The organism is Photobacterium lucens, from assembly GCF_009873615.1.
GTDB classification, from domain to species: domain Bacteria; phylum Pseudomonadota; class Gammaproteobacteria; order Enterobacterales; family Vibrionaceae; genus Photobacterium; species Photobacterium lucens.
The window spans coordinates 1-10,841 of sequence record NZ_SSMG01000150.1 but is presented as its reverse complement, the minus strand read 5'-3'; the positions used below and the strand labels follow the sequence as shown (position 1 = coordinate 10,841).

The window sequence follows — 10,841 nt, the reverse complement described above, 5'->3', positions numbered from 1 at the left end:
ACAATACTCACCCCACTACGGTTATACGATGAATAAATACGTATCAATCAGTAGATAATTAATAAAAACAACAAAACTAATTTCGTGAAACAACGAAATAACCAAGGTGGGTATTTATGTTAAATCTTGCAATATCGGTTATCCCTATTTTGCTTTTAATTTGGATGATGACGAAAAGGAACGCGTTGCCATCTCATGTTGCACTGCCAGTAACAGCATTACTAATTGGCTTTTTACAGCTTGTCTATTTTGGAACAAGCAGTCAGTTACTTGCAGCCAATATTATTTCAGGTGCGTTATCAGCACTGACACCAATTTCGATTATTGCAGGTGCCATTTTACTAAACCGTACCCTGAATGTATCAGGTGCTGAAGATGTGATCCGTCAATGGCTTGAAGGGATCAGTAAAAACCAAGTGGGTCAACTTATGATCATCGGTTGGGCATTTGCTTTCATGATTGAAGGTGCATCTGGTTTCGGTACACCTGCTGCCATTGCAGCGCCAATCTTAGTAGGTCTTGGTTTCAATCCATTACGTGTCGCTATGCTTGCACTGGTTATGAATTCTGTTCCAGTCTCTTTTGGTGCAGTAGGTACACCGACATGGTTTGGTTTAGGTAACTTAGGTTTGCCTGACGCAGAGTTATTAGATGTGGGTCGTCTATCTGCAATCATGCATACCGCAGCAGGTATCATTATTCCTGTTATTGCATTGAAGTTTGTTGTGAGCTGGAAGCAAATCAAGCGCAACTTTGTCTTCATCCAACTGAGTATTTGGTCATGTACTATACCTTATGTATGGCTAGCCCAGTGGAACTATGAATTTCCAGCACTGATCGGTGGTGCGATTGGTTTAACACTGTCGATTTTACTGGCGCGTTACAACATTGGTTTAGAAAAACAAACCGTATCAGAAGAACAAAACAAAGCAACAACACTGCCTTTCAATGTTGTGTTTAAAGCGATGGCACCAACCCTGTTGTTGATTCTGATCCTAATCGTAACACGCATTAAACAGCTGGGCTTAAAAGGCATGCTAAATGATGCAACGCCACTGCTACACCTAAACTTAGGGTTTGCAGATTTACATCTAAGCCAAGCGTTAATTATTAAATTAAGCAATATTTTAGGAACGGATACGTCATGGGCTTACAAAACATTGTATGTACCTGCATTGATTCCGTTTTTTGTGGTTGTGCTAATTTCTATTCCTCTGTTAAAGATGAATAAGACGCAGGTAAAACAAGTCGTTAGTGACACAGCATCACGAATAAAAACACCTTTTATCGCTCTTGTCGGTGCGTTAATCATGGTGAAATTTATGATGATTGGTGGTGAACATTCACCAATCATGACAACAGGTAATGCGTTTGCTGATCTGATGGGCAAAAACTGGCAATACTGTGCTGCTTACTTAGGTGCACTAGGTGCGTTTTTCTCAGGCTCAGCAACGGTTTCAAACCTGACATTTGGCGCAATTCAACAAAGCATTGCCCACAATGTTGGCTTACCTGAAAACACGATTTTAGCCATGCAGTCTGTTGGTGGTGCAATGGGTAACATGGTGTGTATTAACAATATTATTGCTGTATCAACCATCCTTGGTATTGCAAATAAAGAAGGCTACATCATTAAACGTACAGTGATCCCTATGGTGCTATACGGTGTGATTGCAGCTGTTGTCAGTATTTTTATCTAAACGTCCCTACAACGTGAAGATAATGGATAGGCTTATCTGCGGATAAGCCTATCGCTAATGTGAACAATTAGGCGGTATCCCGCCACTGGAGCAATGAGATGAAGGTAAACTTTTTTGTCACCTGCCTAGGCGATACAGTGAAGGCTGAAGTTGCCAAAAAAACAGTAGGTTTACTAGAGCAACTTGGCTGTGAAGTGATCTTCCCCGAGCGTCAAGGTTGTTGTGGTCAGCCTGCGTTAAATAGTGGCTACATTGAAAAAAGTAAGCCGGCAATGAAAAACATGATCGAAGCATTTGAGATCAACGACTTCCCTATCGTAACACCTGCAGGTTCTTGTGCTGCTGCGGTTAAGAAATACCCAGAGTACTTAGCTGATGAACCTGAGTGGGCTGAGCGTGCGAAGAAAGTTGCTGATCGCCTATTTGAATTGACTCAGTTTGTTGTTCGCCAACTTGGTGTTGAAAATGTAGGTGCTCGTCTTGAAGGTAAAGGTGTTTACCACCCTTCTTGTAGCTTGATCCGTAAGCTTGGTGTACGTGAAGAGCCGCTTATTCTACTAAACAACGTTGAAGGTCTTGAGCTTCTTCCAATTGAAAACCAAGAAACTTGTTGTGGTTTCGGTGGTACGTTCTCTGTGAAGATGTCTGAAATTTCTGGTGAGATGGTGACTGAAAAAGTACGTCATATCAAAGCTGCTGAACCTGACTTCTTAATTGGTGCTGATATCAGCTGTTTACTAAACATTGGTGGTCGCATTAGCCGTGAAGGTCAACCAATCAAAGTGATGCACATTGTTGATGTGCTGATGAGTCGTTAAGAGGTCATTATTATGTCAATGAAAACAAGCAACCAGAAATTTAAAGATCGTATTCATGTAAAAATGAAAGACGAATCTATGCGCGCTGCTGTTGCTAACGCGCAAGAGCGCATGTTCAAAAACCGTGCTATCGCTGCTGAAAAACTAGGTAACTGGGAAGAATGGCGTGAAATGGGCATGGATATCCGTAACCATGTGCTTGAAAATCTAGATTACTACCTACAACAACTTAGCGACAACGTTGAAAAGAACGGTGGTCACGTTTACTTCGCAGCAACAGCTGAAGATGCAACGAACTACATCGAAAAAATCATTCAACAAAAGAATGCGAAAAAAGTTGTTAAATCTAAATCTATGGTGACCGAAGAAATCGGCATGAACCATGTGATCCAACGTAACAACTGTGAAGTGATTGAAACCGACCTTGGTGAATATATTCTTCAAGTCGATGATTGTGATGCACCTTCACACATCGTTGTACCAGCACTTCACAAAAACCGTACGCAAATTCGTGACGTATTCAACAAGAAGCTAGGTTACGAAGGCTCATCAGATCCTGAAGAAATGACGCGTTTTGTGCGTAAGCATATCCGTCATGACTTCCTAGAAGCTGAAATTGGTATCACTGGCTGTAACTTTGCCATTGCAGAATCTGGCACAGTAACCCTTGTGACTAACGAAGGTAACGCACGTCTTGCAACCAGCCTACCTAAAACACATATCGCTGTAATGGGTATGGAACGTATTGTTCCTACTTTTGAAGAGTTCGATATCGTAGCAAGCCTGCTATGTCGCAGTGCTGTTGGTCTACCGCTAACAGGTTATGTAACCGCATTAACAGGACCACGTGAAGCAGGTAACTGTGATGGTCCTGAAGAGTTCCACCTTGTTATTGTAGATAACGGTCGCTCTAAGATCCTAGGCTCTGAATTCCGTTCAATCCTACGTTGTGTACGTTGTGCTGCATGTGTAAACACCTGCCCTGCTTACCGTCACATTGGTGGTCAGTCTTACGGTTCAATCTACTCTGGTCCTATTGGTGCCGTTCTGTCTCCACTACTTGGCGGCTACGAAGATTTCAAAGATCTTCCAAACGCATGTAGCTTATGTCGTGCTTGTCATGATGTATGCCCAGTGAAGATCCCACTATCAGATCTTCTTCTTAAACACCGTCGCATTATGGGTGAAGAGAAAATCACAGATCCAATGGAACGCGCTTCTGTTAGTGGTTTTAGCTTTGTTAACGCACACCCTGCACTATGGGATAAGACAGTTAAGATCGGTGCAATTGTTGCAGGTAAGCTAATTAAAGATGGTCAACTACCATTTAAAGTTGGTCTGCTAAACGCATGGACACAAACTCGTGATTTACCAACACCTTCAGGTGAATCATTCCGTAGCTGGTTTAAGAACAAGAATAAGTAATTAAGGAGCTTTCCGTATGTCATCTCAAAATGAGCAACGCATCTATAATCGCGATAGTTTCCTTAATAACATCGCAAAACAACTAGGCCGTGATCGCATTACCACACCTGTGGAGCGTCCAAACCTAAAATATAACTGCCACAAAGAAGTATTTGCAGGTAAATCTCAAGATGAACTTAAAGACATCTTGGTAGAATACACAGAGTCTTCTTTAGGTGCGAAAGCCGTTGTTACGACTAAAGCGCAACTAACTGACGCGCTACGTGATGTTTGTTTCAAATACTGCAGCGCAGACGAAACGGAAATCAAACCTGTTGGTGAAACCATTTTCACTGCAGATGAACGTCTTCTGAATATGATTGATCCAAAAGATCTTAGTGCAGACCAACACGGTGTTTACATTTGGGATCACTCAGCAGGTTATGAAGCGAACATCACTGTTGCAGAGCGTGCGAAAGTAGGTGTTGTATTTGCAGAACAAGCATTAGCAGAATCAGGCACTATGGTGCTTTACAGCAACCCAGCGCAAGGTCGTGCAGTTAGCCTATTACCAGAGGCATCAGTATTTGTTGTGCCAAAGAGCAGCATCGTTGCTCGTCTAACACAAGCGACTGAAATTCTTCATCAAAAAGCATTGAATGGCGAACGTATGCCATCATGTGTTAACTTTATTTCAGGTCCTAGCTCGACAGCTGATATCGAGCTGATCAAGGTTGTTGGTGTGCATGGGCCCGTCTTTGCCACCTACATCATTATTGATGATATGTAAGCCTACCTATCACCAATAGTGATAAACAGCTAGCAGGAAGTTAGCGGTTAAGCACACTACGGGAATAAGAACAACGCAGCTATCGGGGCTGCGTTTTTTTATTCAAGTTCCACATCCCCTCTTTGACTCTCTGCCAAATCACGCTTGTTGAATATAGCGCCATAATGTGAGTTAGGTATATAATCCTTGCCTCTTAGGCTTTGTATGGGATAAAGAATGCCAGCTATCGACGATCTCGTTTTATTCACTCAAGTCATTGAACATGGATCATTCAGCAAAGTGGCTGAACTCAATAACGTGACTAAATCGGTTGTTAGTAAACGCATTAGTAAACTTGAGACAGAATTAGGTTTACAGTTAATTTACCGCACCACCCGTAAATTAACCCTCACTGAACCCGGTGAAGTCCTCTATCATCGTGCAAAAAGCATCAACCAGGTTGCTCAAGCCGCTTTTGATTCAGTAACCGGTTATAGCGAAGCCTTATCTGGCAAAGTTCGCATGTCTGTTCCAACCATTTCAGGTGAATTAGTTCTCGCTAAAGCCGTGGCTGAATTTTGCCAAAAGCATCCGGGACTATCGGTAGACATGTCACTTGATAATCACTTTGTCGATCTTGTGGCTGACAATTATGATTTGGTGATCCGTACTGGTTATCTAGAAGATTCCAGCCTGATTGCCCGCCATATATTTAATTCTCGTTGGGTGATCTGTGCCTCTCCTGCTTACATTGAGCATTACGGCAAGCCAGAAAAACCTAAAGATTTATTAAGTCATAATTGCCTAGGCTACAACCCACAAAGCACAGGCCCTTTTGACTGGCAATTTCTCAAGCAAAACAAAGTTTATACTCAGAAAGTGAGTGGTAATTTCTCATCTGACAATGCGGCTGCATTAAAGAAAGTTGTGCTTGCAGGTAACGGTATAGCCTATCTACCTAATTGCTTAATTTATGATGAAATACAACGTGGTGATTTGGTGGAATTACTGCCAACCCATGCAGGTAAAGTGGTCGGCATTTATGCGGTATACCCTTATACCAGAAAGCCAGCTAAACGCATTCAAGCCCTGATAGAACACATTCGTGAAAGCTATATGGAAATTAAAGAGAAATTTTAATTTCCATATAAATCATTAGGTTAGCCATCAACCAGCTTCATCAATAAATGCCCGTCATACATTGCTTGTTTCACTAAAGCGGCGCCGGGCATGGTTGCTTGGGTATAAAAACAGCTTTGTTCAATTTCTAAATCACGGAAATACACAGGCAAAGTTTGTGAGCGAATTCGCTCCATGATCGCAGGATATAACACCGATTTCGCGCGGTTAAATTCACCACCAATCAAAATACGTTGGGGATTAAACAAATTCACCATGATCGCAATGGCTTGACCTAAATTGTGTCCAAGCTCAATGATGATCTGTCTTGCTAAACTATCACCTTCTACGGCTGCATCACACACAGCTTCAATGGTAAGCGGCATATTACTCAGCATAGATTCGTGTCCGGCATCGAGCTGTGTTTTCACTTGCTCTAAGATCGCTTGCAAACTTGCGACTGTTTCTAAACAACCGTGATTACCACAGAAACAACGCTTACCATAAGGCTTAATTTGAATATGCCCAAGCTCACCAACGTTACCTGTTTTGCCTTGAAGGACATTATCATCGAGTACAATCCCAGCCCCAACACCGTGATGGATCGAGACTAAAATCGAGTTCGCAATACCACGAGAGTTACCAAAAAGCTTCTCAGCTAATGCCCATGAGCGAGTATCGTTACCAATAAAAACAGGCAGCCCTGTTTCTTGATGAATGATCTCGCCAAGCGGAAGATTGGAAACGTTATAATGCGGCATTTGCAGTACCACACCATCACTTGAATTCACTAATCCAGGTAGTGAAACTGCGATAGCCGTAATACGATCGAGCTCGCTTACATGATTAGCAAAAAAGACATTAATTTCCTGTAATAGCTTTTCAACCACATCAACCTGATGCAATTGCTCAATGTCTTGACGCTCTTCAACAAGGATTTCACCACCGAGAGCGTGTAAAGCAATCGTCAAGTAACCACGCCCTAAGCGAATCGATAAAAATTGCCAACCTTCATTAGCTGGCACAAGCCCAATGGCTGGGCGTCCACGGCTACTTGATTCTTGGAATTGAGTTTCTTTAATTAAATGCGCATCAATCAGTTCACGAGTGATCTTAGTAATACTCGCAGGGGCAAGCTGACTACGTTTTGATAATTCAATGCGAGAAATCGGGCCGTACAAATCAATCAGTTTGTATACGCTCCCAGCATTATTTCTTTTAATATGATCGATATGGCCTGGCTGAGCGACGTACATGTCGATACTCCTGAAAAATCAGCTATAAAACCTTCGTAAGTTAATTTTTTTACTTTGCGAAGTAATTGTGAAGCCTCTTGTCTTCAGTACGTGACAGGTATCACTATCAATGACTAAAGACATTGAGTTTCGCTTCTGCGATAATGGCAAAACGGCTTTTTTGCCAACCATTTTTATTCAATTAGCGGATTTATTTCACGCAGTAACCTTTCTTTACAGCCAAGCTGTTTCACAATAAGAAATAGGCTGTTTGCGTGAAAATAAGAGGTTCAACGTGTACAAAATTAACGAAGTATTCGAGACAATTCAGGGTGAAGGTGTATTTACTGGCGTACCTGCTATTTTTGTTCGATTACAAGTCTGCCCTGTCGGTTGTTCATGGTGTGATACCAAACAAACATGGACAGCAGAGCCACAAGACTTAGCATCTTTAGAACAAATCATGGCAAAAACTGAAGATTCTCCACTTTGGACTCAGCTTGACGCTAATGGTGTTGTGCAACTACTGATTGATCAAAAGTACACAGCAAAGCATGTTGTTATCACAGGTGGTGAGCCATGCATTTACGATCTTCGTCCCCTAACTGAAGCACTAGAAACAGCCGGTTTTAATTGCCAGATTGAAACCAGTGGTACTTCTGAGATCCAAACCAGTGATAACACTTGGGTAACGGTATCGCCAAAAATCAACATGAAAGCCAAGCTACCTGTGCTTGCTTCTGCCCTAGAGCGTGCTAACGAGATCAAACACCCTGTCGGCACGAGTAAAGATATCGAGCAACTTGACGCTTTATTAGAGGGCAAGAGCCTTAAATCAGACGTCACAATTGCACTACAACCTATCAGCCAAAAACCACGCGCAACTGAGCTTTGCATCGAAACTTGTATTGCTCGTAATTGGCGTTTATCAATTCAGACACACAAATACTTAGCTATTGCTTAAACTGCTGTTGCCTGAAGTGATTTATAAAAAATTCAGCTAAGACGTCCTAGATATATATTTTCCAATACAAAGCTAGGACGACTTAAAGCAAATGACCGATAATTAACCAATCATTTGCTGAAATTACCGCTTTCTTTCATCAATTTATCATTTGATTGATATCAATACTTGATGCTTGTCGTAAGAAAGGTAATATGACTAACACTTAGATATCTTTAAGCACGAGATACTTTAATTCCGAAGTCAGTGCCTAAACGGAGAATGATTTAAACATGACTTACGCGCCTGTAACAGACGTATTAAGCGGCAAACTAGCGGTAGACAGTGAAGTTACTGTTCGCGGTTGGGTTCGCTCACGTCGTGATTCCAAAGCTGGGATCTCTTTCCTTGCCATTTATGACGGCTCTTGTTTCGACCCGATTCAGGCCGTGGTCCCTAATGAGTTAAATAATTACCAGGATGAAGTGCTTAAGCTTACAACTGGTTGCTCTGTTGAGGTTACCGGTACAATCGTAGCATCTCCTGCTCAAGGTCAAGATTTTGAACTAGCAGCAACCAACGTTAAAGTAGTTGGTTGGGTTGAAGATGCAGAATCTTACCCAATGGCGAAAACACGCCACTCAATTGAGTACTTACGTGAAGTTGCACACCTTCGTCCACGTACTAACGTGATCGGTGCTGTTGCACGTGTTCGTAACTGTCTATCTCAAGCGATCCACCGTTTCTACCACGAGCAAGGCTTCTTCTGGATGTCTGCACCACTTATCACAGCATCTGACTGTGAAGGTGCGGGTGAAATGTTCCGTGTATCTACGCTAGACATGGCTAACCTGCCAATGACTGACAAAGGCGAAGTAGACTTTGACAAAGATTTCTTTGGTAAAGAGACTTTCCTAACAGTATCTGGTCAGCTAAACGCTGAAGCTTACGCTTGTGCACTAAGCAAGGTTTACACTTTCGGCCCTACTTTCCGTGCTGAAAACTCAAACACAAGCCGTCACCTAGCTGAATTCTGGATGGTTGAGCCTGAAGTTGCGTTCGCAGAACTTGACGATGTAGCGAAACTTGCTGAAGACATGCTGAAGTACGTATTTAAAGCAGTACTTGAAGAGCGTCGTGACGACCTTGAGTTCTTTGCTCAACGTATCGACAAAGACGCAATTTCTCGCCTAGAGAAGTTCGTAACATCTGACTTTGCGCAAGTTGATTACACTGATGCAATTAAGATCCTTCAAGACTCAGGCCGCAAGTTCGAGTTCGATGTTGAGTGGGGCATTGATATGTCTTCTGAGCACGAGCGTTACCTTGCAGAAGAGCACTTCAAAGCACCTGTAATCGTTAAGAACTACCCGAAAGACATCAAAGCATTCTACATGCGCTTGAATGACGACGGTAAGACAGTAGCAGCAATGGACGTACTCGCACCGGGTATCGGTGAAATCATCGGTGGTTCTCAGCGTGAAGAGCGTTTAGACATCCTTGATGCACGTATGGTTGAAATGGGTCTAGATCCTGAGCACATGGGCTGGTACCGCGACCTACGTCGTTACGGCAGTGTTCCACACGCTGGTTTCGGTCTAGGCTTCGAGCGTCTAGTTTCTTACGTAACAGGCATGGGTAACGTACGTGACGTGATCCCATTCCCACGTACTCCACGTTCTGCAAACTTCTAATCCTTAGGTTTAGACTGAACGTAAAAGGCTGCCAATTGGCAGCCTTTTTTATGACTTATCACTGGGTAGCGATAATATTAATTAAACGTTGGCTATAACATTTAATCAATTATCAAAGTTTAGATCTTTGAACGGAACCGGTTTGGAATAATAATAGCCCTGAATATAGTCGATATTGTGTTTACGTAGGAAATCAACTTGTTGTTGGGTTTCCACCCCTTCTGCCACAATATCAATACCTAAACGCTTTGCCATCATGATAATCGAATTTAGTACTTCTACTTTCACATCATCGACACCAATAACATCAATGAACATTTTATCGATCTTCACCCCATCGAGATTGAAGTCCATAAAGTAGCTAAAACCACCATAACCTGTACCAGCATCATCTAGTTTTACTTGATAGCCTTGGTCTTGTAATCGACGAATATTGGCCTTAGCCATTGCCAAATTATCAAAATGCTGACGCTCTGTGATCTCAAAAGATGGAATAAACCGCTTCTCGTCTTTCAATTTGTCGATCAATAAATTAATAAATGATTTATTCTCGATTTGGTGTGCCGTTAGGTTAAAAGCACAAAAGATTACTTTCTTATTATTACTTGCGTATTGTTTGAAATCCGATTGCACTTTTTGAATTAACTTAAGCGTAATTTCATCAATAACCGCCATTTTTTCAGCGACTTCAATAAAGTATGCAGGTAGCAATAAACTACCGTCACTTAGCTTCCAACGCACCAACACTTCAAGCCCTTGCATCTCATCATCAAGTGACATAATCGGTTGATAATAAGGGATAAATTCGTTTTTCTTACATCCAGCTATCAGCATTTTTTGTAAGTCATGTCGAGTATTGTAATAGTAGATAATACCCGTACAAATCAGGCTAAAAAGCAAGAAATATACTAGCCAATAATAATAAATATTCCTCCCACCTAATTTATGCTGCAGAGAACGATCGACAATTATCACACCGTTAATATTGCCTAACTTACCGTGGACAGCAAACCACGTCGTTGGCTTTAGTTCATCCTCATGGTGTTCAAACTCATATTCATAGTGAAATGATAAACACGTCTGGCAGAAGTAAGAGAAAAAATTAGCAAAGTCTGATTTATTTGTATCAACTAAAAACGTTTTATTATTAACGTTAATC

Annotated in this window: 10 protein-coding genes; 8 read left to right on the top strand and 2 right to left on the bottom strand. The window is 41.8% G+C overall.

The genetic code is table 11. The annotated features are described in order from the left end of the window. The first annotated feature begins 116 nt into the window (after positions 1–116). The 5 genes from E5A76_RS07120 to E5A76_RS07100 all read left to right on the top strand — a co-directional run bounded on the left by E5A76_RS07120 (position 117) and on the right by E5A76_RS07100 (position 5,831). Positions 117–1,700, top strand: coding sequence for an L-lactate permease (locus E5A76_RS07120; RefSeq protein ID WP_161118505.1), 1,584 nt, complete (start codon positions 117–119; stop codon positions 1,698–1,700). Between the two features lie 98 nt (positions 1,701–1,798). Next, complete coding sequence (locus E5A76_RS07115) at positions 1,799–2,518, top strand: (Fe-S)-binding protein (RefSeq protein ID WP_023932631.1); 720 nt, start codon at positions 1,799–1,801, stop codon at positions 2,516–2,518. A gap of 12 nt (positions 2,519–2,530) precedes the next feature. Further along, entirely contained in the window at positions 2,531–3,943 is a 1,413-nt protein-coding gene (locus E5A76_RS07110; protein ID WP_053988231.1) for a LutB/LldF family L-lactate oxidation iron-sulfur protein, read from the top strand. 16 nt (positions 3,944–3,959) lie between these two features. Continuing rightward, on the top strand, positions 3,960–4,712 hold the full coding sequence (locus tag E5A76_RS07105) for a LutC/YkgG family protein (RefSeq protein ID WP_107165117.1): 753 nt from the start codon (positions 3,960–3,962) through the stop codon (positions 4,710–4,712). A gap of 216 nt (positions 4,713–4,928) precedes the next feature. Next, a complete protein-coding gene (locus E5A76_RS07100; RefSeq protein WP_161118504.1) occupies positions 4,929–5,831 on the top strand; it encodes a LysR family transcriptional regulator in 903 nt (300 codons plus the stop codon). Positions 5,832–5,851: 20 nt separating this feature from the next. On the opposite strand, the gene mlc is transcribed toward E5A76_RS07100, so the two are convergent. Then, on the bottom strand, positions 5,852–7,066 hold the full coding sequence (mlc, locus tag E5A76_RS07095) for a sugar metabolism global transcriptional regulator Mlc (RefSeq protein ID WP_053988234.1): 1,215 nt from the start codon (positions 7,064–7,066) through the stop codon (positions 5,852–5,854). A 109-nt stretch (positions 7,067–7,175) separates the two neighbouring features. On the opposite strand from mlc, the gene E5A76_RS20595 reads away from it, so the two are divergent. From E5A76_RS20595 to asnS, 3 genes are all read left to right on the top strand, one after another. After that, positions 7,176–7,304 carry a hypothetical protein gene (locus E5A76_RS20595; protein WP_258178209.1) on the top strand — a complete coding sequence of 43 codons (129 nt, stop codon included), beginning with the start codon at positions 7,176–7,178 and terminating at the stop codon, positions 7,302–7,304. A gap of 36 nt (positions 7,305–7,340) precedes the next feature. After that, positions 7,341–8,009 (top strand): 7-carboxy-7-deazaguanine synthase QueE, encoded by a 669-nt coding sequence (gene queE, locus E5A76_RS07090; protein ID WP_053988235.1) that lies wholly within the window; start codon positions 7,341–7,343, stop codon positions 8,007–8,009. Positions 8,010–8,281: 272 nt separating this feature from the next. Beyond that, positions 8,282–9,682 carry an asparagine--tRNA ligase gene (gene asnS / locus E5A76_RS07085; RefSeq protein ID WP_053988236.1) on the top strand — a complete coding sequence of 467 codons (1,401 nt, stop codon included), beginning with the start codon at positions 8,282–8,284 and terminating at the stop codon, positions 9,680–9,682. Between the two features lie 105 nt (positions 9,683–9,787). Here the strand turns inward: asnS and E5A76_RS07080 are convergent. Next, on the bottom strand, positions 9,788–10,841 hold a 1,054-nt coding region (locus E5A76_RS07080), incomplete at its 5' end, for an EAL domain-containing protein (RefSeq protein ID WP_161118503.1).